Origin of the sequence: Bacillus sp. NPDC094106 (assembly GCF_044764345.1) — a bacterium.
Taxonomy (GTDB): Bacteria; Bacillota; Bacilli; order Bacillales; family Bacillaceae_G; genus Bacillus_A.
Genome location: NZ_JBIWHY010000025.1, coordinates 1 through 21,877 on the forward strand (window position 1 = coordinate 1; position 21,877 = coordinate 21,877).

A 21,877-nucleotide genomic window follows, 5' to 3' on the forward strand; every position below is an offset into this window, starting at 1 on the left:
TCTAAAAGTTTGTATAAACAGATACAACATATTCCTGTAGAAACAAGACAAACGTATCTACGGATTGCGTAAGCAAGAAGTAGTAGAAGGTGTGTCCCCACCCTCATCCGTAAGGATGTGTTGCTGATAGAGACAAGCTACCTGCCTTGCTATCTTTGTAGATAGTGTAGAAAAGGATAACCCTTATCTACGTCCTAAGAAAGGTTTTTTTGTAATCATCAGAAACCCTCACTTCAAGCTATGCTAAGTGGGGGAGGTTCATTAAGGTAAACGAGTAAGGAATGAGAGGATTTTATGAATGAAAAAATAGTTATTATGGAGTACAGTAATGGACAACTTTTTGCATTGTTTAAAGATAAAACGAGAAGGAGCATCAGTAGAGGTGAATTGTGGTTAATTAAACTGGCTCAACAACATCGTAAGAATTCAAAAATAGAATATGTTGAGTTAACTGAGCTTGAGGTTACAATTAGATTGGGCTTTATTAGAAGGTTTATGGAAAGTAATACATTTGAGGGTTCTGAGGGAAAAACTCAATTGAATTATTACGTTGAGAGGATGAATTTTTATCATCAGTATGGAATTATCTCTGATAAAGAGTTTGAGGAATTCATAAATAAAATAGAACAATAGGATAATGCGGTTCACTGTTTATATTCCCACAGATATCATGACGTATATTCATAGGTGTTGTCGCACTTATGTATCGTTCGAGTACTGTATACTCTGTTTCATGAATATCTGTAACTTGTTTTAGGAATTCTGCATGTGTCTTTTTTCTAACCATATGTACACCTCACTTTTAATCAAAATAAAAAAGCATACTTAGTTTTTACTAAGTATGCTTCCGCTCTCTTTTTCGGAATTTTCTTTATTTGAACGCACTGTAGAAAAATCCGACAATAATTGTCACAGCTCCGAGCCCTGCCGCAGCAATACCACTCCAAATCAAACCTGTTAACGCTTGAGAACGAGCTTGTGGGTTACCCGCAGATGCACCAAGTTTCATGAATTGAAAAATGAAGAACATAATCATAGAAACTGCACCAATACCAGAGACACCAACGATAAAGTTACGGTATTTTTTAATGAAGTTTGTCCAAGCAGAACCACTTTTTGCGGAATTGCTCATACCTCCTCCATCCAGTGATAAAGAACCATCATCACCAACAGTTACATTCACTTCACCGATTTGTCCCTCTGCATGTGCTTGCATCACAGGTAGTCCAAAGCCCATCATCATCACAAGAGTTAAGAAGAAAGCCATAATTCCGTTTTTCACGGAAAGTTGTTTTCTTTCAATAGCTTCTGTCATGGCGACACACCTCCTACTACTATTCATTTTTAAAAGTCATTTAGTTCGACTTTCATTTAATATAGTCAACGATTTAATGTTGATTATAATGTATAGTATTACGGATTGTGCTATTTCATAACTCAATCATGCATGAAATATGTCGTATCCCATGTTTAGCTAATAAAAAATTCTTTCGTAACTGTAAATTCAGTCAACTCTTCATCCATAAGCATTTCATATAATAATTCATTCATTTTTTTAGCAATAATACTTGTAACCCCTCTGGCTCCCAAGCCCTTATGTATTGCTTCAATTGCAATATATTCAATCGCTTCACTCGTGAAGTCTAACTTTTTATGTTCTTCTTGAAATAATTTTTGATATTCAGGAATAATGGCCCCCTTTGGTTTCACTAAAATATCTATCATGTTCTCTTTTGTTAGTGCGTTTAGTTTAAGTATTAATGGAATACGACCAATAAACTCTGGAACCATACCAAACTCTATTAAATCTTCTGTCTTTATAGGACTTTCATAGTTTTCTTCCAACTGATTCATCTCAGTAAATCCAATTGTTTTTGAAACAGTCCTATTTTTAACAATCTCATCTAACCCCCCAAACGCTCCTGCAAACACAAATAAGATATTAGATGTGTTCATTGTGACAGTTGTTTTTTTTATTAATTTTTGATTGATATCTATTGTAAAATTACTACCTTCTATCATTTTTAATAATGCTTGTTGAACTCCCTCTCCTTGCGGGTCCCTTGTACTGGAGTTTGATAACCTCTTGGCTAATTTATCTACTTCATCAATAAATACAATTCCTTTTTCCGCAGAAGAAACATCACCATTTGCTTCTTGAAGTAAAGTTATTAAAATACTGTCTACATCTTTTCCGATATATCCTGCTTCTGTTAGTGAAGTTGCATCTATAATTGATAATGGAACATTTATAAGTTTCGCCATTGTTTCAATTAGATAGGTTTTACCACTCCCGCTATCTCCAATTAAAAGAACATTGTTTTTAGGGATAGTGCTTTTGATTTTGCTGTTGATTCTCTTGTAATGATTATATATTTCAACTGTAAGTATTTTTTTGGCATTTTCTTGCCCAATCACATATTCATCTAATCTCTTTTTCAATTCATGAGGTTTTAAAAGATTTGAATATAGTGGAGATGCTTCTTTTTTATTTGTATTCGTATTTCTATTATTCTCTAACTTTCCATAAAAATGTTCGTAAGCAATTGGTGAACAACTCTTACAAATTCCAATTCCTCTTTGTATACCTGGCAAGAAATCATCTTTTTTATAACCACAAAATGAGCATTTTTTCCCCATATATGCATCCCTCCCTATGCAAATTAATAATTAATTATATGAATTTATTTTTACTATAGTCAACACGGATAACTATCTATTCCTTCCAAGTAAATGCGAACATAAAAACCGCACTCTTAAAAAGAGTACGGTGAACCAACCTTATACATTGTTAGATGAATAAAAAGACTGTTAACAAGAAAAACTACTTTATGGTTATCTTCATAACTTCGTTAAACCAAACAATATACCTCTTGATAAATTTCAGTTTTTAAATCAGCAAACATTAATTTATCATCCTCAATCTGATACCAAATCTCAACATGTCCATACTTACTGTAATAAAGAAAACTGAGCTTATCCTTTTCTCTATCTGAATCTGTTGTGATTTCAAAGTCCATCGTTTCTTTGTGTAATCGTTGGCAAGTTTTAAACAAACGTTTGATTAATAATTGAACATGTTCATGAAATACACACCAGTCATAATCTTCGTATACCATTTCTTTCACATAAAAGGTTTTACTCCCTACTTCTTTTTTCATCTGTATAATCTTTCTTCTGATTAAATCATTAAACATAATACCTATCTCCTTTTTAATAAAAACAAAAGTTTACCTGTTTATATACTCCATGTATTATAGTTATTTCGATTCACTTTCATAAAAGAGCAAATAAAAAACGCAAGGGAAACTTTCGTTCCTTGCGTTACATAAATATTATTTTTTATAAGCACTTGGCTTTGGGATATAGGGATTTTCTATCAACCAAAGCATTCTACTATATAATGTTGGTAGTTCATCTTGCACAACATTCCAAACCAATTCTAAATCAATTGCATGATAAACATGAATTAACATGTTTCTAAATTTAATCCATTTGCTCCAATCTACCTTGTAATACTTCTTTTGAAATTCTTTCGGAATTTGATTCATGGCTTCTCCAATGATTTCTAATCCCCGAATAACAGCCTTTTGTGTTTTCTTATCTTCTTTAAATTCTTTAAACGTCATTTCTTCTGTAAACTCTTGTGTATCTTTAATCTCTTCCATAATTGTTCTAAATAGTATCTTGTAATCCTTTAACATACTTAACATCCTTCCTCATATAGGGCAGAATTTCTGGCTTCACGTTCTCTTCCGATACCAAATCTACCTCTTTTAAAAATAATTCCTCTAAAAATAGCTCTAAACCCATAAAACGTTGGAAATTTTTCTTTCCTGGTTTAAATCGAACGACCATATCTATATCACTGTCTTCTCGTGCTTCATCTCTCGCATGAGAACCAAATACGCCAATTGACTCTACTTCAAATTCTTTTATTGTTGAAATATTTTCTTCTAATCTTCTTAATATCTCTTTACTTGTTAACATTTGTTTTCCACCTAACTATTTTCATTTGTTAACTATAGTTATATCTCAACCATATATAAAAAAAAAGAGGCAATAAAAATCACCTCTTTAAATTTAAGCAACTACAAGAGCAGTAGTAGTTGTATTTTCAGGTATTGCTTCATTAGAAATAACATTTTCTAAGAAAATGCCATCTGAGTGTTTTTTGCCCCCATCAAAACAAAAAACATACATGCCATTTCCAAAGACTCTAAACATTACATCAAATGATTTTGTATCACCTTTTAATAACTTATAATTCATTTCATGAAACTCTTTCATCTCAGAACTTAATTTAACGTTAGCATCTAATACTTGAATTTCTTCAAAATCATCGGCCGTATGATTTTGAAGTGCAGTAACTTGATTTTTTGTTAAATGAATAGATGTATTTAACTGTTTATTGAAATTAAACACTGTCATCGCACCACTCTCAAAACTTTTGAATGCGACATCTGAATGATTTGTTTTTATAAAATTATAACCTTCATTTTTTAAAAACGCTTTTCTTTTAAAAATAACAACTTGTTCTTTCACATCATGCGTTTTAAATACGTAGTAACCAACTGCACCTACTGTTACAAATAAAACATTTGCCAACCCAAATACATTTACCATTGCTAATCCAAAAATTCCTAATGCAAGTTTATATACATTCTTTTTTGTAACAAATACTTTTAATCTACTTGAAATACCAAACTTTTTAATCCCTTCATACATGCTATAACCAATTATTCCACCAACTAAAGCACCTTCAATGCCTACCCAAGATAACAATCCTAATACAAGTAACGCACCTAAAATTTCTTTCTTATTATTTACCTTTTTAAACATACTCAACATAATAAATAAACGCTCCCTTTTTAATGAAATTTTGTCAAACACCTGTTTTATAAAATATCCATATATTCTATGTAATTCATACTGGTTTTAATCACTTCTTCTCTTCTATTCATCTTCAACACTCTCTATAAAGCATTCTTTTTACTCGATTGCACAAAATCAAACCTACTATTATCCAAGATGTATATCCAATACCATAAACAACAAATTGAATAAAATTATTTGAAATTAACCTTGCAATAGTCGAGATTTTATCACTAATAATTACATAACTCATCAACAAAAATATAATCGTCCATATTCTATTTCTCATTAAGAATTCTCCTTTTTAATTCATTTTTTAAAATACCTGTTTTTTATAGTCAATATATTATAGATGTAATTCGATGGAATTATTTCTGAAAACATCTTTTCTTTTCCATATAAATACTGTATAATTTTCATTGACAATAGTCAATATTGTATAGTTGTTATTAATTGTAGTTAACACAAGTAATATATAAATATGTATAAATCAAAGGTATTCAAATTGAATCTATTTAAAGGAGCTGTATTTACAATGAACACTAACCACATGTTAAATCGTTGCAAATCTATTTACTTATTTATTCGAAAAGAAGGTATTGCTACAACAAAAGAATTGCAAGATGAATATGGTGTGTGTCAACGTACAATTCATCGAGATTTACGGATTCTTCAAGAGAATGGTCTTGTGTATCATGAAGGTCGAGGAAAATGGAAGATTACTCATAAAAAAGTTAAAGTTGCTTAATTTATGAATTTTGTAACTTTTCTTTTTATCTCAATTAATAACTCTATCTACATATAAAAGGAGCTAATTATTGTGTCAAAAATTCATATAAATATTACAAAAGGTGATTTTATTTTCGCTGAATGGAAAGATGAAGACTGGAAATTATTTAAGAAGAAAGTACACGAACTACGATTGAACGGTTATCGCAAAGTAGATGAATTTCACGATTTTCTAAACTTTTATCAGGTTTATAAAAAAGGAAAATCGAAAAAACGAGTAACTGTAACAATGATGTGTGTTTAAGGTTTGAGTAAATAAATTAGTACTATAAAATATAAAATCTATTTTTGTAGAGTTTAATTTTTTTAGAAAGACGAGGTGTTACAAGATATGGATAAGAAACCGTTATTTTTTATATACCAAAATGGTTTTAGACAGATTTCCTTACCTCCTAAACAGGAAGGATACCGAAATTTCGAAGTCCTTAACTTATCTTCTTGTGATGATGGGTGCTTAGTAACCGTAGATGGTGACATGCTATCGGTAGCAGAGAAACTAAATGAATTCATAAACCACCCTATTGTTAATATCTACTGCGATACTAATAGTATTGTTGAAGGAGATGTGTTTCTGGGAGCTAAGGTACAAAAAGGTAACCATGGAGAGCAAGTTATTTATTTAAACTACTAATCTATAATTTATTTTTTTGAGGAATGAGGAAATAGAAAATGAAGAAACTTTTATTAATTTTATCACTTATATTGGTAGTTGGTTGTGAGAAAGAAGAACATCCAGAGGAAATAAAGAAAACAAGCGTTGAAAATATTAAAGTATTTGTTGATAAAGAAACTGGTTGTGAGTATTTATACAGAGATAAGACACATGGATATGCAGGAGTAGGAGGAATGACAATTCGATTAGATGAAAACGGAAAGCCTAAAGGGTGTAGAAAGATTTCTCAATAAAAGTGTTATTGTAATGCAATTTTACAGAAATTAGGGGTGAAATAAATGAAACTAATAATTCATTTTAAACATGGTGGGTGCTATATAGTACATTCTGAGGATAAAGAAGAAACAATGAAAATTTTTAATAGATTTAAGATGGTTAACTTTAATAAGGAGGAAAACTTCATTTCATCTAACGTTGTTATTCCCTATAATGAAATCAAATTTATAGAACTTCAAGAAAGTTAAATAAAAGCCTTATTGTAATTCGTTTTGAGGCTTGTAAAAAAATACGTAGAATAGGTGATTATATGAATGTAAAAGAAAGAAAAGAATTAATTGTTGGTGATAAACTTATGGCATTACAAAATGAAAAGTTATTTGACCATGTTACAAAGGACAAAGTATACCCTGTTATAAAAGTAACTGAATAAAGAACTATACCTTATGCAAAATAAAAAGAGTCTCCTATTTAAAATTTAGGGAACTCTTTTTTACTGTTTACATCATCATATAATCTTCTTGCTTTTCACCATTGTTATAATTTTCCTTCATTTTATTTGCGAATTTCTTGAGTTTCCTAAAACAGAAAAGTTGTACTGCGGAAATCAAACCACACATTGCTACATAGCCCATATCTCCATTTAAGAAGTTATTTACAGCATGTAATCCTGTATAAGGTATTGATAAAAGAACATTTGTTGGTAATATATTTGCTATTCGATATTTCAACATCATCTCTTCTCCTTCTCCGCTATTATGCTTGTACACTTTTTGTTTTATTTTGAACAGAAATTACGCTGTTCTCAATCACCTCCCACATTCGTAATACCACTTTTGTAATAGTCCATACAGAATTCTTTTTATATTTTAGTGTCCATTCCTCTGTCGTACACCTTAAAACATAATCTCCTGCTATCCACTGAACTAAATACAAATTCTTCATTCAATCAATCTCCTTTTTAATCAAGTTTGAAACTACCTGTTTTATAGTTACCATCTTATTATATGCAAGTAATATTGGTTCAATAAAAAATAAAAGTAGACCAATTGAAATTGTCTACTTCATTAAAAATCTATTCATTTATAATCTCATAGAATACTTTTGCTAATTTTCTCAATGTCATTTCTTTTGTCGTTTTGAAATATTGTTTGTTGGTTAACGAAATCGTCTTACTGTTTCCAACATCTATATTCTTATCTGCGTCAGTTAAAGAAATCTGCAATTCATAATAAAATCTACCATCAAGTAAATCCATTCTTTTCGTAAGGAACGCTCTATATTTTGCCGAGCATATTTGCTCTCCCTTCTCTTCTGTATATAGCTCAATTTCAATCATTGTGTTATCACTCAAGAAAGGAAGCCATTTACACGCTAAAACATCATCATTGTCCATCGTCATAAATACCCATTCATTATCTCTATTGTATTTTTTGATTTTCATTATCTATTCCCCTTTTACATGTTTAATAAAAAAACAGGAATGCAACATCCCTGTTTTTATGTCTTCTTAATAAGAAAACACTTCATTCTCATCATTGAATTTACAACCGCATTCTCCATATTTTTTTCCATTAGAATATCCTTTATCTGTACTTTTGTGATATTCTCCATCTTTAAAATCCCACTGGATGTCCTCTGCTTGATTCTCAGTAACAGCATCCATTCCTTTACCACAGGAAGGACAAACGTATTTTCCATCTAATTGCTTTGCAAAATCATCATTTACCCCAAAGAAAAATCCTAATTCATCTTCTCCCATAATAACTTCGCAAATACTCGTTCCATTTAAATGAGGATGTGTTTCTTCAATTTTACGACCATCTTCCTCTTCAAACGTAACTACAATGTCCAGTACCGTATCATTTTCTGTTTCTTTTTCATTACCGTAATGCACTGCCTCTATTGTACCAAATAAACCTTCATAATCAGAACCTTTTAAGGCTACAACTTCCACTCCTGCTTCTACTTGTGGTAATAATGGATAAGCCTTTAATTCAACCTTTGTAAATTTATTTGTCATAATAAAGCACTCCTTTTTGAATTAAGTTTTTAACTACCTGTTTTATAAATAACTCCTAATTATATGCACTCATTATGTATGTAATAAAAAACAGATGAAAAAATCCATCTGTTTTCATAAAGTTTATTTTCTTTTAATTTCACCGTTCTCCATCATCTTTCCATACTTAGTCTTAATGATGAGCATTTCTTTATAAACTTCTTTATATTTATCTGGTATTTCACCTACTTCATATTCTTTATCATATCCCCTTCCAGTAATACGAGAATCTTTTGATACGCTTAAAGAACCACCTTTTTCATTATATCTACTATGCACAGAAAGCTCCATATCTCCTACATTAGTTAACACATACAGACCATTTCCCCATACTCCACCAATTCTAATATGAAATTTACCTTCATCAAATTCCGTTCCATGAATATTACTGAAATATTCATTTTGTGTCATTCCATGATATATATCACGTTCAATCTCCTTTTGATAATCATTAATTTTTGAAGAGAGCCTTCTTTTCTTCAGGTCTAATTCTTGTACTTGTTTTTCAATCTCCATTAATTCCTCTTCAAGTTTTTTCTTTGCTACTTTCTTTTCCTCAATATTCATCATCAATTTCTCCTTCATAATTAATTTTTAAAAATACCTGTTTCTTATATATCCATTCATTATATGCAATTATATAACAATGCATAAAAAAAATTCTATGAAGAATATAGAAGTTTTTACAAAATAACATTTTATTCGATTGCAGAAGATATATAACATATCTTTCTTCACATCAGAAATAAAATGCGGTACACTTTTCAATAAGTATGTAAAACGAAAGGAGCTATTTCACTTGTTTGAAAAAGACATCCTAATCAAAAAAGTAATAGATAAAATTTCGAAGACGACACTTTTAGAAAAAATGGAAAATCGAAATCTTGGTGATATTGAAGATATTATTTCTTACATATATAAGGAACATTTTGAAAATAAAGATGCCAAAGACACCCTAATAAAAGTGAAAAAGGATTCTGTTAATAGAACGAAAAGAAGATGGACACAAAATGCAATAAAAGATTACGAAAAAAAAGTAAGCAGAAAAATTAAGAAAGAACTGTTGGGTGAATTTGAACTTTTGAACGAATATTACGAAAAGAATGGAAAGGAGTTGTTTTTAAAACAATTCAATAACCATCCGAACCCCGAATCTGTTATTGAGGAACGCAAAGAGCTTTTACTTGCATGGAGTGAATCTGATGAAAAATCACTTTCCAGTTATCCGTATCTTCATCAAAAAACAAAAAAACAAGTAGAAACATCAATTCTAACTGACATTACAATGATTGTGGGGATGACATTATTAGAAGAAGAGCGAAATTCGTATTCAGCCAACATTGTAGTAGAAAGTCCATTCTCTGCTATTGAATATCCTATCTTCGGTAATGTAAGAGGTAAGGTTAAAGTGAAAGATAATAAAGAGAAGAATACAGGAGACTCGGATTTCTATGCTAATGAATATAGCTTATCTGATGGAAATAAATTTGATATTCTTATAAGCAAAGATTATGTTGATGAATTAAATCATAATGTAAAAGATTTAGACCCTTTTGACTACAAATTATTTTTGGAAGTCATGAGTCACAGAGATGAAACATTTACGACTCAACGGACAATCATTGTTACAATTGGAGATTTAGTAAAAAAACTATATACATCTGATGGTAAGAAGAATTATACCGCAGTCTCAGAACGATTGTTAAAAATGGGTAACTTTCGCTTTACGAACATGAAAGACGATGGTGAAATTAACTTAGTCGGTGTTTTTTCAGATGTAAAATTAACACCTATCTCAAATGGAAACGTGGTAGCAAGGATTGTAGTTGCAGACAGCATGTATCAGAACTATATTCAGCGTCAAACTGTACTGGTCTATAAACAAAAGGTAGATGAACTAAAGGTTGATTTAGCCCATCATTTAATTTTTGTATTGCAAAAAGAAAGAATGATTTGTTATCAAACAAATGGTTCTTATAAAATTTCAAGAGATTTGCTCTATTTTGCAGGAAGTATCCGATTCAAAAAAAGAAGTAAGCCTGAAAATATAAAAGAAATTGAAAAAGCATTTGATGAAATTATCGAAAAACAAATAATTGTAAAAGCATACAGAAGGATTCGTGATACTTTCCAGATTGAATTTTATCCAGTTGAAGAACAAGAAGCAAAAGATTTATTAGAAACCAATTATCAAGATATCCCTATGGGACTAAACACACCTTTATAATTTATAAGGTGTGTTTTTATCATTTTTTCTCTTTCGTCTAATACCAATATGCAGTTTTGCTCCTAACCTCCGTACTAATACGTAATCTTGCTCTTAATCCCCGTACCAATATGCAGTTTTGCCCTGCAAACTTACCATTCTCCGTACCAATACGTATTTCTGCTCTTATTTCCCGTACTAATATGCAGTTTGAATTAAATCACAGTCTTTTTCTTAATTAAATTGTGAATATTTTGTGTCTGAATGCTCCTCTTTTTTATAATTTTGCTCTTAATCTCCGTACCAATATGCAGTTTTGCCCTGCAAACTTATGATTCTCCGTACCAATACGCAATTTTGCTCCTAACTTCCGTACTAATATGCAGTTCCGCTTTAAAATTTGTGATTTTGCATTTGGTCAAATATAAGCTTTTTCTAAAATCAACTGTAATCTTGCTCTTAATTTCCGTACCGATATGCAGTTTTGCTCTGAAAGTCTACAATTCTCCGTACTAATACGTAATTTTGCTCCTAACTTCCGTACTAATACGCAATTTTGCTCTTAATCTCCGTACTAACATGCAGTTTGATTGTAGGTGCTCTGAGCATTGATATCATCACGTTTATAAAGAAATTGCTCCTGATTTCCGTACTTATATGCAGTTTTACAATGTTAGTCAAAATTTACTATACTAAATCGTAGATTATTGTCGGAGAAAGGAGGATTAAGGAATGAGCAAACCTACACTAACGATTAAAAGACACACTTTAATTGCAAATAAATTATTAGTATTGTTTAGTGGTTTAAGCCGAAACACAAAAGTTGACGACAAATACTATTATGAAAAACATGCATTTGGAATTGATAGCAAGTTTTTACCTGTTCCTGGAGAATTTAAATGGACAAGTTCTCTAATTAAACAAGTATTAGCATACATTGCAAAATCGAATAGTGAAGGATTCATTTCTTTCCTTTCTGAAGAAGAGTTAGCGAATACAATTCATTGCTCTGTTCGTACTATCCGTAATAACAACAAGCTTTTAGAAGAAAAAGGTATTATTCGTTGGGATAGAATTTTTGGTGAATATATCAAAGTAGAACTGGTGGATTATTTATTACAGTTCTTAGACCTACAACCAAAAGATATTGCAATCATTAAAAAAGATGACGTATTTTCAGATGTGAAGGAATACATTGCAGATGTAAAAGCTACTTTATTGGATGAAGAATTAACGGAGTATGTTTCAAAAGGTGGATATACGTCTATTTCCGATGAAGTTATTTATGAATTGTTCAAAATTAAAGATGTGAACGTACTTAGACTTGCAATGCGAGCTTTATATTCCTTCGAAAAAGAAGTAAATGTAAAAGAAAGCGAAGAAGCTCTTGTCTCATATAGTGAGATTAAGAATATCCTTCCTCCATACATCGGCTACAAATCAGCTATTCGTCAAATGGCTAAAAAATTATCTCATATCTTCAAATTAGAATTATTTGAAGGGAATCAATGTATTCGTACATTCTTTGAAGATAAAAAGCCAAACAAAGTTACAGAAGATAAAATTAAAGATGGTTTCGTTCTGTCCTTTAACCTTATTGGGGCAAAACATAGCAAACAACAAAAATGGAATGAAGCGGTTCAAGGTGTATTTGAATTCAATCAGTTTAGTCGCAAGATTGAATCTTGGGGTGGTTCATTAGATATTACTGAGAAGCACATTAAATCTCTTATTTATGAATTTGGCTTAGAATCACTTCGTAAAACATTGCTTTCTATCGAGAAAAACCTAAATGAATCTATTAAAACATTAAATGATTCTAAAGGCTTCCTTGACCGAATGAAAGAAAATACATATGGATTTATACGCAATATTATAAATGGGTATTATCAGGCAAAAATTACAGCTTAAATACCCTCTCTTTCCTATGCCCTTTTTTAAGTCGCATATGCTTTTTCTTACTATTATTAGACTGAATATTCAATCTAATAATTCGTTAAACAACTATCTACACAATGAATAGTCAAATGGATTCTATTTTTAATATATAAAAGGATAATTTTAACAGTTGAGGAAAAAAAGCAAATTTTTAAAGTAACTTATCAAATCATGTGGTCAAAAAAACAAGTAGTAATGTTAAAAAACAAATTAGAAAGAAAAAAGGCATGTGGGTAATTGCAAAAAATAGTGTGTACTAATGAGAAAAATAAAAGAGATAAAATGCTTAAAATCCCTTTCGTATCAAGGGGTTTAGACCTTTCGATTTTTACAATGTATTTAATGTTGTGAATTTGAGTCTTAATATACCTATTAATATTTATTAATATTAATTAAATTTTACTTTCAGAATTAAAGATTGTGTTTTTTCTGAATACTTCGGTTCTTTTTTTCAAGTTCCTTTAAAAGATATATACAACTATAAAATGTTATATAATAATACTGGAGGTGATATATATGAAGTTCAAAACAAAGATTCATCCAGTTCATTTGTTCATTACAGTGTTATTCATACCAATCATATTATTGACTTTGTATTTTGGTGCTCATAATAATATTGGTTCAATAGGACTCATTCTTATTAACATTATTACTTTCGTATCCATTTATACATCTTCGTATGAGATTACAGATAAGGGCCTTGTTGTGAATTATATATGGATTAATAAAGAGATACCTTTTGAAAAGATTCGCCATTTGCGTTACTCAGGCAAACCATCAAAGTCTAATAGGTGGTCAATGCAACAAATAGAAGTCATGTATGGCATGTATGAAACATATTCTGTGGGTGTACCAAGGGAAGAAGAAGAGTTTTTACGGATGTTACAAGAGAAGTGTCCTCAAATGAAAATAATTGATAGACCAGTAATGGAACCTACAATTGTAGAAAATGAAAAATAGCTACTCCTTTAAGAGAGTGGCTATTTTTATTGGCTTATTTTTGCAATTCGATAGTTGCATGAAATTCCTTGTTATAAAACATATCTAATAGACCTACTATGTAAACAGGATACTCTTTAATCGTTAGTAAGGGCTTTGATAAATCAAATTCTTTATTAACCACACCTGCCAAGTCTGAAATCAACTCGATAAATAATTCTTTTGATGGCTGTATTTTTGCTTTTTGATTGGAATCCATATCTCCAACATAAAGAACATCATTATTTGTATAAGAAAAACGTGTGAATCCTTCAGCAATAAATGGAGCTAAAAAACTATCATTTAGAATTTTTAACAATCCAACACTATTAGCAGTGTCCACATGAATTTGAGGATTTAATTTCTTTTTCAGCACTCGTGCAATATCGTCAATTGTAGCTTTTCGATAATGAGATGCTGTTACGTCAAATGCTCTGGTACTTTCATTTAAGATATTTTTACCATAATATGATTCTCCAAAACTTTCAGTTAAAATTTCTGTGATTAGATATACAGTTTTCTCATCAGTTTCATAAATAAATTTATCTACTTTAAGCTTCATTTTAAAGCCCTCCTATCCTCTTGTAACTATTTTATATACGTTTTAGTAGTTACTTTGCTACTTAATAGAAAAAGCCCCTTCTGGAGCTTCTGTGATGTGTATGGAAGGTATCTTCAATTCAGGAAATTATGCGTCCAACCATTTTGAATCATGTGGCTTGCGATTTTAGAGATATTACGAGCATCATCAATTCCTCTATGATGAATGCCTTCCAATAGCAAGTCATGAAGTTTTAAAGCTTTTTCCATACCCATATGTCCAAGTACCATGTTGATGCTTTAAACTGATATGAGAATGTCCAAATGGGTATTCCAATTTAAATTTATCACAAACTTGTTTAAATTGTTTTTTATCATAGAATCCCCAAGAAGCAAATACGCAATCATATTTGTTGTACAATGAAGCTATTTCATTCATAGCGTCTTTTATGGATTTTCCATGATTTACTTCATCCTGCGTAATAGTTGTTAGCTCTAAACAAAATTCACTTAAAGTAGAGAATAGAACAGGCTTTACAAATGTCTGATACTCTTCTACAATTTCAAATGTTTCTGTGTTTAACACAACTGCACCGATTTCAATAATTTCTGAGAAAAAATTACGAGGCTCTGCTCCTCGTTTAAAGCAAGTAGATTCTAAATCAATAATTAGTAAATGTTTCATGTTGTTCTCCTCTTTTCATCTTTTTATCTACCTATTGTAGTCCAGGTATTAACTCTGGATTATCAATCGTGTTCCCGATTACTCTTGTACCTTTCTTAAGGATGTATTTCAAAAATGGCAACCCATCCCCACGAAAACTAAAAATTTTATCATTATCTTCTTCGTAATATTCACGCTCTGTAAAAAACTCATTATTTCGTTTAAAATATCCATTATATTTAACTTCCATAGAGTCTGAAACAAGGATATGAATAATCATTTCATCAAGCTTGTACTTTTCCATTAAATTCCCTGCATTTGAGTCCCAAAACCCATCATTTTTATCAATCAAATTTCTTTCTAAAATCAGAAAATCTCCTTCGAAAATTTCCTTTGCTTCAGTCGAATTTTCGTTAAGTCCTATCCACTGGTTTACTGTTTCAGGAATAACAGGTGTTGCGTGATGGTGTTCGCCTTCAATAAAAAATTGGTTTTCCGTATAATTTGAAATAAGTGAGCCATATAACCAATGATTATTAGTTGTACTTTGTCCACGGAACAATACTTTTTTCATTTTAACCAACTCCTATTCAATATGGGTTTGTATGTATTGTGTTTTAATAAAATTGTATCTACTAAAAAGAAGAGGTAATTACCTCTTCTTTTCTGTTTAAAGAATTTCTCTTAATTTGCTTTAAAGTTATACACTGGTTTGATGATTTTTTCGACACGAACGGAATCTTGAATGTTTGTTATAATTTCATCCATCGGTTTGTAAGCCATAGGACTTTCATCAAGTGTACTTTGACAAACAGATGTACTCCAAACATCTTTCATTGTTTCTTCAAAATCAAGTAAAGACAATTGTTCTTTTGCTTTAGAACGGCTCATTAATCGACCTGCCCCATGCGGACCAGAAAAGTTCCAATCAGGATTTCCTTTGCCATAGCAGATTAGACTTCCATCTCTCATATTAATTGGAATAATAACCTTCTCCTCTTTTTGAGCGGAAATAGCACCTTTACGTAAAATCATGTTGTCGATGTCAATATAGTTATGAATAGTTGAGAATTCTTCTACAACTGTTAAATTCATATGTTTAATAACTTCATCCATCATCGCTTTTCTGTTTAACAAAGCGAATTTTTGAGTAATTCTCATATCATGTAGGTAATCATGAAATGCAGGACCTTCTAAGTAAGCTAATTCTTTTCTTATTCTTGGTTTTGATACTTGTTGTAAAGCAGTTTGGATTTCAGATTCTCGTCCTTCACCTTTTAGTTGTTTGATGATTTCAGCCTTAGTATTTGCAACAGAACTTAACATGTCATAGGCTTTATTTTGATAAAGCTCTGCAACCTGCTTCCCTAAATATCTACTACCTGAATGAACCACCATGTATAAATTACCTTCATCATCTCGATTACATTCAAAAAAGTGATTCCCGCCCCCAAGACTACCGATACTTAACATCGCTCGTTGCAACTTAACATGGTCTGCACAACGTAAATCTTTTAAATTAATTAATTTTGCAAATGGATGTTCTTTTTCACGAATAGAGAATCCAGATGGGACATGTTTCCTGATTACCTCATCTAATAATTCAAAATTAATTTCTTTTTCTTTTAGTTTTATAGTATACATGCCACAGCCAATATCAACCCCTACTAAATTAGGCACTATTTTATCTTGGATTGTCATCGTTGTACCAACTGTACATCCTTTTCCTGCATGTGTATCAGGCATAATGCTGATTTTGCTGTTCTTCGTAAATTCTTGGTTACACAACTCAATGATTTGTCCAGTTGCTTGCTGTTCAATATTGTCTGTAAATACTTTTGCATTTGAATATTTCCCTCGAAGTTCTATCATTTAAACCACTCCTTTTGTTAACTATAGTATATATTTATATATAAAAATCGTCAATTATTTTTTACACAATATTCGAAAACAGGTTAACTGCATTTAACATATCTATTACTGATTATGCTACCATTTGCATAGGAGTCGATGTAATTACTACCTCATTACAGGGAACGACTTCTTCAACGTAACAAATCATTTTCTTGTTAACATTCTTTAATTTCTCACTAAAGATATATACATTTTCAAACTTTGTTCCCTTGTCCTTCTTTCCTGTTGCATCAAGTTTTGTATCCCAATCATATAGCTCAAATAATTCAACGTCATATCCTTTAGAATCATCCCATTGCATTAAGACTTGTTCCATCTTATTTACTTTTTCGATATTGACTAAGGATACATGACTTTCACTGTTTCCAATTCTGTCAATGTTATATAAATAAGCAAATAGGTTAGGAATAGATTCATCTATGTAAAATACAAGATGATTCACATTTACAAACTCACGAATGCCAACGGTTGTTAGAGCATTTACATCATCAGAGGTTTGTACTTTATCTGTATCTTTGCTATTCATTGAGTTATTTGTAAGCATTGTAATTTTTTGTTGTGTTTTATGGAAAGTATCTGGGTGCTGAATAAAAATTTGAGCATTTTTAATCCTATAGAATAAATCTTCAGCTTTTCGCTTTCCACTTCTCTCAATAAGGGAAGCTAAGATTGCTCCACGAATCGTTGATAACATCGGATGCTCATAACTACGAGCAAGCAAATGACTATCTTTGTATTTCTTTAATGAAAATAATGATTTTACTTTATAAGTAACTTTTAGCATGTTCTATCATCCTTTTTATCTGAGGTAAACATAAGGCAAGAAGGGAAATATATCCCTTCATTCACCAATTCGCTTTATAATACAATTGTTCTTTTTCTAAATCTCGATGTTCAAATCTATATTCAATCGCTTCAATCGTCAAATCTATGCGGTCAAAATAAGACTCGTTATATGATGGACTCCCTATATAACCACTCAATGGTAATAATGTACTTGCTAAAGAGTGGTCTCCCATCACTTGCTTACAAACTTCTAAGAGGTCTTCCAAGTCTTTCTTAGTTATTTTGTAGAGCTTATTATTTTCTGCTCCTACTTGCTTTTGATTTACGAACCAATCATGAATGTGGTTTGCTCCACTCCAATAAAGTAGTTCGTTTGTAGAGCGAATATAAGTATCTCCTTCACTCAATGTCCCCACGTACATATCTAAAGCCATGTGATGCTCTCCTATTCTATTACTTACTTGCTTCTGCAAATTGAGAGCTGATGAAACTCATGTTTCGCTCAATCATAAAATCAAGGTAATTATCATCTAATAATGTTTCCATTACTTGATTGAATTCGATGATATCTTTGAACTCATAAGAAACCTCAGATAAACCTTTATGAATACTAATAAAATCATCATTTAACGCAGAGTATTTAGTCATTAAATCCACAGCATTTGTTTTCTCCGTTACAATACCTGTCACTTTAATTAAGTGAGGCATATTACTGGAGCATTTTGCACCATGAATATCTAAGATTGTATTTCGGAAAGCGAATATTGCCTTTTTAATACGACTCTTAATCAGCTCTTTATCTTCAGTAATATATTTTTGACGCTCATCATCAAACCCAATACGAGCTAAATTCATTTGTGTTCCTAAAGCATATTCAGAAGAACGTAATGTGCCATGGAATAACATTTGTGTATTTTGGTCTTTATTTGTATTTGCATCTGATGTTGTATCCTCTTTTTGTTTCGGTTTTGCGTTCTTTTCTGTTGGGTCAACACGACTATGTAATACTGTGTAAGGAGCAGGTCCTTTTGATTGAATCGCCCAAGAGAAGCTTACTGCTTTTTCACGTTTTTCATTCGCACCCTTACCTGCATTCATAAAGCCCATAATGTCATCAATTACACAGTTTTTCACTCGATTACCACTTGCAGATAAAGTAGTATCAATTTCACGAACTGCCCCATTTCGCATCGGAGACATGATTTTACATGTGCTACAAATTTCATCTACATTTGATAATGCACGTAAGTTTGTTGCAAATACATGGCTTAACATAGGACCAGATAATGCATTTCGAATATCTCCTTCTGTTAAAGTAACAACTCGTCCTTTTGTCACGTTGCCGATTGTATCTTCGTTATTTAATGCCTCTGCCACAAGTTCCACTCGTAAAGCAAAGTGTAATTTCCACATATAATCCTCTTTTGTAATTGTTGTTAAATCTCGTTTCATAAGTTATTTCCTCCGTATGTATGCTTACGCTATATTTTTTAATAGTTCTTTATTCTCTTCTACACTTTTATATTCAGGTTGACCTTTTTCATCTGTTAGAATATAAGTCTCATTATCATTAGCAAGGACTTCTTCACTTTTATTCACTTTCTCTTTAAAAGTGTTTGAAGATAATAGAATTAGGTTTGAAAGGGTCTTTAATTTCACACCATTGTTTAAAAGACTCATTAATTCATTCATGTTGTCATCGTTTAACAAGTAGGTCTTATAATTCCTGTTATATAAAAGAGACATCTCTTGTAGCACCTTGATAAGGTCTTCCTCGTGTACACATGACATAAGTGAAACTTGCATGGAATGCCCTTTTTTATCTCGAACTAAGCGATTTAATCCTCGTCCTAACTTTGTAATTACTTCAGCATTATAAATATCCTGGAATGCATTCAATTTTAATAACTCCTTTGCAGTATTCTCACTAATCGTTTCATTTCTTTTTACGTATTGCTGTATCATCTTAAATAGGCTATCTGCATCTGGACTTAGCACATAAGAAGCAGTCGCATATTTACAATCTCGATTCACAGTGGAATAAGTAACCTTTTTCAAAAGCTCCTCCAGTGATTTTTCGTTTAAATCTAAAATAGTAAACATTTTTACCTTATCCATTAAAGGTTTGTTATTTGTTGGTACAACCTGCATTACCCATAAACCATCATAGTTACTTGAAATTTGCTCGCCTTTCAAATACTGGATAATTTCAAGATAAATACGAGATAATGTAACAACCTTAGAATCATCTCTAATCTTTCTAAGAGATTTCACTTCTCCTGTTTCTTTATCAACGTAAGAAAATAATTCAATCTTTAAAACATCTTCAATTTCTTTCGGTTCCAATAACCAACTAATCTCAACCTCATCACTAAGACGAACATAACTGGAAGCATAATGAAATCCTAAAAAAGAAAGGAATTTCTCGAAAGGATAAATTCTTTCTGATTTAGGAGCTTTATAAGAGCGAAGCCCTTTACTGTAAAAGCAAGTTCCGATATATAAAGCACCTTCATCACGTTTATAGGAAGAAATGAACCAATCATCCAATGTTTCATAATAACGAAATATATTTTCTAAGTTCTCTTCACAATCAAAGAAGGAATGGATTTTTGCCAACAACTTTTCTGTTTCAGATTTATTAATAGTGGAATTTAAATTGTTTACCTTTTCAAAAGGTAAGTCATCCAAGAACAATTCTGTGTAATTTACATCATCTTGAATTGAAATCACATAACATGCCTTCTTGTTTATCAACCTACAATTCACATCGTTCTGGCGAAGAATGGCTAATAAACCATAGGCAATACAAAGCTCTTGGATAGGATTCTCTACCTTTAAAATCTTTAGTTGCTTCATTTAAACAGCCTCCCAAAGTAATCCATGGGCAGTAGCTGTATTTTCACCAATTCCCACTTCATAGATAGCCTGAATTGCCTCATAGTCACCCTTGACTAACAAAACTGCCTTCCATGATGGGATATAGATATTGTCTTTGTAATAAGTGGAAACAGGTGTTTTTTGAATGATTTCAAAATAAACATCACCCTCAACGCCCATTGCTTTTAATTTTCTTTGAGCAATCTCTTTCAAGCGACTTTCAATTTCTTTTTCATCCTCAATCCGTACCTTTAAACCGTCAATCGTATTACTGGTAATAACTTTGCCTTTTAAAATATATTTATCTTTCTTTGGTAATTCAGGGACAACAATAATGTTTGTAATAGAGAGCATCATATCTCCAACTCGCTTCATATTCGATGTCTCGATACTATCAATTACCTCTTGAATTAAATCGTCCATTCCTGACAAATAAAAATGAAATGTATCCTCGTTTATGTAAACATTTGAAAATGTAAACAATCGAAACTTCTTAGAATGCTGATTATGAAGTTCTTTTGCTCTATCAGGATTCATTGTTCCTAATAGCATTGAATACATTTCATGGGCATAAAACACTTTTTCTGGGTTTGTTTTGGAAAGAATCTTACCAGAAACTTTAATCCTCATATATAAATACTCCTTTCAAAATAGATGATATGTATGTCAAGACTAAAAACGCCTTATCTTTTTTGACTATAGGGAAATTATAATATTTTCATTAACTATAGTCAATAAAAATAAAAAATAAAAGGAACCCATTAAATAGGCTCCTTTGTTAAAACAAAAAGTTAATAGTTAGCTACTGTAAAGTATAGCAAACATAAAATAAATGCTAATAACAATAAGTTTAGAATTCATACATGGTAAAAAACAAGATTTTCTATTGGAATAATACCAAGATAGTTAGATGCCTTTACAGATAAAGAGTTCAGGCAACTGTTTTAATCAAATATTCCCGATAACTAATGTCGAATCCATTTGGGGTAACGGGTTTATCAAAAACAGTTAATCTGAATTTATCGTTATCAAACAGAATCATACTATTTTTCTCATTAGGTGTTAGTGTTTTTTTTGTAAGGCTTTCAAATCCTTGCAAGACATTCAAACACTCATTTCTATGAGTAATCCCAAAAATGTCGCATTTTTCAGAAAAAATCCCTTCGGTAAAGACCATACCATTTATTATGATAGGCTCGTCTAACTTTTTTAAAATCCCAAGGAAAAGAGGGTGTCCCTCTCGAAGTTCAAATTCTTTAATGTCTTTATTAGATTCTAATAAAGACATTAATTTATCATATGTTAAAGACATTTTTCTATCTCCCTTATCAAATACTTTTTACTTATATTGAAACC

At 31.1% G+C, this 21,877-nt stretch carries 32 protein-coding genes; 10 read left to right on the forward strand and 22 right to left on the reverse strand.

What is annotated here, in order from left to right:
* Nucleotides 1–294 precede the first annotated feature (294 nt).
* Nucleotides 295–633, forward strand: coding sequence for a hypothetical protein (locus ACIQ7L_RS25135; RefSeq protein ID WP_400572556.1), 339 nt, complete (start codon nt 295–297; stop codon nt 631–633).
* Here the strand turns inward: ACIQ7L_RS25135 and ACIQ7L_RS25140 are convergent.
* The 7 genes from ACIQ7L_RS25140 to ACIQ7L_RS25170 form a co-directional block, all read right to left on the reverse strand.
* Nucleotides 611–787 carry a hypothetical protein gene (locus ACIQ7L_RS25140; RefSeq protein WP_400572558.1) on the reverse strand — a complete coding sequence of 59 codons (177 nt, stop codon included), beginning with the start codon at nt 785–787 and terminating at the stop codon, nt 611–613. The genes ACIQ7L_RS25135 and ACIQ7L_RS25140 overlap by 23 nt on opposite strands.
* An 84-nt stretch (nt 788–871) precedes the next feature.
* Nucleotides 872–1,315 carry a hypothetical protein gene (locus tag ACIQ7L_RS25145; protein ID WP_400572560.1) on the reverse strand — a complete coding sequence of 148 codons (444 nt, stop codon included), beginning with the start codon at nt 1,313–1,315 and terminating at the stop codon, nt 872–874.
* Between the two features lie 155 nt (nt 1,316–1,470).
* Nucleotides 1,471–2,640: an ATP-dependent Clp protease ATP-binding subunit ClpX gene (gene clpX / locus ACIQ7L_RS25150; protein ID WP_400572562.1), complete on the reverse strand. Its 1,170-nt coding sequence runs from the start codon at nt 2,638–2,640 to the stop codon at nt 1,471–1,473.
* Between the two features lie 212 nt (nt 2,641–2,852).
* The gene (locus ACIQ7L_RS25155; RefSeq protein WP_400572564.1) at nt 2,853–3,197 is read right to left on the reverse strand and encodes a hypothetical protein; all 345 of its coding nucleotides are present in this window, start codon (nt 3,195–3,197) and stop codon (nt 2,853–2,855) included.
* A gap of 138 nt (nt 3,198–3,335) precedes the next feature.
* Nucleotides 3,336–3,704 (reverse strand): HepT-like ribonuclease domain-containing protein, encoded by a 369-nt coding sequence (locus ACIQ7L_RS25160; RefSeq protein ID WP_400572565.1) that lies wholly within the window; start codon nt 3,702–3,704, stop codon nt 3,336–3,338.
* Complete coding sequence (locus tag ACIQ7L_RS25165) at nt 3,676–3,990, reverse strand: nucleotidyltransferase family protein (protein ID WP_400572567.1); 315 nt, start codon at nt 3,988–3,990, stop codon at nt 3,676–3,678. The genes ACIQ7L_RS25160 and ACIQ7L_RS25165 overlap by 29 nt, the downstream gene beginning before the upstream one ends.
* 93 nt (nt 3,991–4,083) lie before the next feature.
* The gene (locus tag ACIQ7L_RS25170) at nt 4,084–4,851 is read right to left on the reverse strand and encodes a hypothetical protein (protein ID WP_400572569.1); all 768 of its coding nucleotides are present in this window, start codon (nt 4,849–4,851) and stop codon (nt 4,084–4,086) included.
* 559 nt (nt 4,852–5,410) lie between these two features.
* Here ACIQ7L_RS25170 and ACIQ7L_RS25175 point away from each other — a divergent pair.
* The 6 genes from ACIQ7L_RS25175 (at nt 5,411) to ACIQ7L_RS25200 (ending at nt 6,986) form a co-directional block, all read left to right on the forward strand.
* A complete protein-coding gene (locus ACIQ7L_RS25175) occupies nt 5,411–5,623 on the forward strand; it encodes a DeoR family transcriptional regulator (RefSeq protein WP_400572571.1) in 213 nt (70 codons plus the stop codon).
* Nucleotides 5,624–5,695: 72 nt separating this feature from the next.
* Nucleotides 5,696–5,908, forward strand: a complete 213-nt coding sequence (locus ACIQ7L_RS25180; RefSeq protein WP_400572573.1) for a hypothetical protein — start codon at nt 5,696–5,698, stop codon at nt 5,906–5,908.
* A gap of 87 nt (nt 5,909–5,995) precedes the next feature.
* Nucleotides 5,996–6,295, forward strand: a complete 300-nt coding sequence (locus tag ACIQ7L_RS25185; RefSeq protein WP_400572575.1) for a hypothetical protein — start codon at nt 5,996–5,998, stop codon at nt 6,293–6,295.
* Between the two features lie 38 nt (nt 6,296–6,333).
* The gene (locus ACIQ7L_RS25190) at nt 6,334–6,570 is read left to right on the forward strand and encodes a DUF6440 family protein (RefSeq protein ID WP_400572577.1); all 237 of its coding nucleotides are present in this window, start codon (nt 6,334–6,336) and stop codon (nt 6,568–6,570) included.
* Nucleotides 6,571–6,615: 45 nt separating this feature from the next.
* Nucleotides 6,616–6,801 (forward strand): hypothetical protein, encoded by a 186-nt coding sequence (locus tag ACIQ7L_RS25195; protein WP_400572579.1) that lies wholly within the window; start codon nt 6,616–6,618, stop codon nt 6,799–6,801.
* A 62-nt stretch (nt 6,802–6,863) separates the two neighbouring features.
* Complete coding sequence (locus ACIQ7L_RS25200; protein ID WP_400572581.1) at nt 6,864–6,986, forward strand: hypothetical protein; 123 nt, start codon at nt 6,864–6,866, stop codon at nt 6,984–6,986.
* Nucleotides 6,987–7,053: 67 nt separating this feature from the next.
* Here ACIQ7L_RS25200 and ACIQ7L_RS25205 read toward each other — a convergent pair whose 3' ends face one another.
* The 5 genes from ACIQ7L_RS25205 to ACIQ7L_RS25225 all read right to left on the reverse strand — a co-directional run bounded on the left by ACIQ7L_RS25205 (nt 7,054) and on the right by ACIQ7L_RS25225 (nt 9,182).
* The gene (locus ACIQ7L_RS25205) at nt 7,054–7,287 is read right to left on the reverse strand and encodes a hypothetical protein (RefSeq protein ID WP_400572583.1); all 234 of its coding nucleotides are present in this window, start codon (nt 7,285–7,287) and stop codon (nt 7,054–7,056) included.
* Between the two features lie 22 nt (nt 7,288–7,309).
* Complete coding sequence (locus ACIQ7L_RS25210; protein ID WP_400572585.1) at nt 7,310–7,498, reverse strand: hypothetical protein; 189 nt, start codon at nt 7,496–7,498, stop codon at nt 7,310–7,312.
* Nucleotides 7,499–7,628: 130 nt separating this feature from the next.
* A complete protein-coding gene (locus tag ACIQ7L_RS25215) occupies nt 7,629–7,997 on the reverse strand; it encodes a hypothetical protein (RefSeq protein WP_400572587.1) in 369 nt (122 codons plus the stop codon).
* 66 nt (nt 7,998–8,063) lie between these two features.
* Complete coding sequence (locus ACIQ7L_RS25220; protein ID WP_400572589.1) at nt 8,064–8,576, reverse strand: hypothetical protein; 513 nt, start codon at nt 8,574–8,576, stop codon at nt 8,064–8,066.
* A 123-nt stretch (nt 8,577–8,699) separates the two neighbouring features.
* The gene (locus tag ACIQ7L_RS25225) at nt 8,700–9,182 is read right to left on the reverse strand and encodes a hypothetical protein (protein WP_400572591.1); all 483 of its coding nucleotides are present in this window, start codon (nt 9,180–9,182) and stop codon (nt 8,700–8,702) included.
* Nucleotides 9,183–9,414: 232 nt separating this feature from the next.
* On the opposite strand from ACIQ7L_RS25225, the gene ACIQ7L_RS25230 reads away from it, so the two are divergent.
* The 3 genes from ACIQ7L_RS25230 (at nt 9,415) to ACIQ7L_RS25240 (ending at nt 13,719) form a co-directional block, all read left to right on the forward strand.
* The gene (locus ACIQ7L_RS25230) at nt 9,415–10,842 is read left to right on the forward strand and encodes a hypothetical protein (protein WP_400572593.1); all 1,428 of its coding nucleotides are present in this window, start codon (nt 9,415–9,417) and stop codon (nt 10,840–10,842) included.
* Between the two features lie 711 nt (nt 10,843–11,553).
* Nucleotides 11,554–12,732 carry a hypothetical protein gene (locus tag ACIQ7L_RS25235; protein WP_400572595.1) on the forward strand — a complete coding sequence of 393 codons (1,179 nt, stop codon included), beginning with the start codon at nt 11,554–11,556 and terminating at the stop codon, nt 12,730–12,732.
* A 543-nt stretch (nt 12,733–13,275) separates the two neighbouring features.
* Nucleotides 13,276–13,719, forward strand: a complete 444-nt coding sequence (locus tag ACIQ7L_RS25240) for a PH domain-containing protein (RefSeq protein ID WP_400572597.1) — start codon at nt 13,276–13,278, stop codon at nt 13,717–13,719.
* Nucleotides 13,720–13,753: 34 nt separating this feature from the next.
* Here ACIQ7L_RS25240 and ACIQ7L_RS25245 read toward each other — a convergent pair whose 3' ends face one another.
* The 10 genes from ACIQ7L_RS25245 to ACIQ7L_RS25290 all read right to left on the reverse strand — a co-directional run bounded on the left by ACIQ7L_RS25245 (nt 13,754) and on the right by ACIQ7L_RS25290 (nt 21,833).
* A complete protein-coding gene (locus ACIQ7L_RS25245; protein ID WP_400572599.1) occupies nt 13,754–14,299 on the reverse strand; it encodes a hypothetical protein in 546 nt (181 codons plus the stop codon).
* Nucleotides 14,300–14,521: 222 nt separating this feature from the next.
* A complete protein-coding gene (locus tag ACIQ7L_RS25250; RefSeq protein WP_400572601.1) occupies nt 14,522–14,962 on the reverse strand; it encodes a 3'-5' exonuclease in 441 nt (146 codons plus the stop codon).
* Nucleotides 14,963–14,993: 31 nt separating this feature from the next.
* Complete coding sequence (locus tag ACIQ7L_RS25255) at nt 14,994–15,515, reverse strand: hypothetical protein (protein WP_400572603.1); 522 nt, start codon at nt 15,513–15,515, stop codon at nt 14,994–14,996.
* 110 nt (nt 15,516–15,625) lie between these two features.
* A complete protein-coding gene (locus ACIQ7L_RS25260; RefSeq protein WP_400572605.1) occupies nt 15,626–16,813 on the reverse strand; it encodes an RtcB family protein in 1,188 nt (395 codons plus the stop codon).
* Between the two features lie 112 nt (nt 16,814–16,925).
* Nucleotides 16,926–17,639: a hypothetical protein gene (locus tag ACIQ7L_RS25265; RefSeq protein ID WP_400572607.1), complete on the reverse strand. Its 714-nt coding sequence runs from the start codon at nt 17,637–17,639 to the stop codon at nt 16,926–16,928.
* 61 nt (nt 17,640–17,700) lie between these two features.
* Complete coding sequence (locus ACIQ7L_RS25270; protein ID WP_400572609.1) at nt 17,701–18,075, reverse strand: hypothetical protein; 375 nt, start codon at nt 18,073–18,075, stop codon at nt 17,701–17,703.
* A 19-nt stretch (nt 18,076–18,094) separates the two neighbouring features.
* Nucleotides 18,095–19,093: a DevR family CRISPR-associated autoregulator gene (locus ACIQ7L_RS25275; protein ID WP_400572611.1), complete on the reverse strand. Its 999-nt coding sequence runs from the start codon at nt 19,091–19,093 to the stop codon at nt 18,095–18,097.
* Between the two features lie 24 nt (nt 19,094–19,117).
* On the reverse strand, nt 19,118–20,500 hold the full coding sequence (locus ACIQ7L_RS25280; protein WP_400572613.1) for a hypothetical protein: 1,383 nt from the start codon (nt 20,498–20,500) through the stop codon (nt 19,118–19,120).
* Complete coding sequence (locus ACIQ7L_RS25285) at nt 20,501–21,151, reverse strand: CRISPR-associated endoribonuclease Cas6 (RefSeq protein ID WP_400572615.1); 651 nt, start codon at nt 21,149–21,151, stop codon at nt 20,501–20,503.
* A gap of 301 nt (nt 21,152–21,452) precedes the next feature.
* The gene (locus ACIQ7L_RS25290; RefSeq protein ID WP_400572617.1) at nt 21,453–21,833 is read right to left on the reverse strand and encodes a hypothetical protein; all 381 of its coding nucleotides are present in this window, start codon (nt 21,831–21,833) and stop codon (nt 21,453–21,455) included.
* Nucleotides 21,834–21,877: the final 44 nt, after the last annotated feature.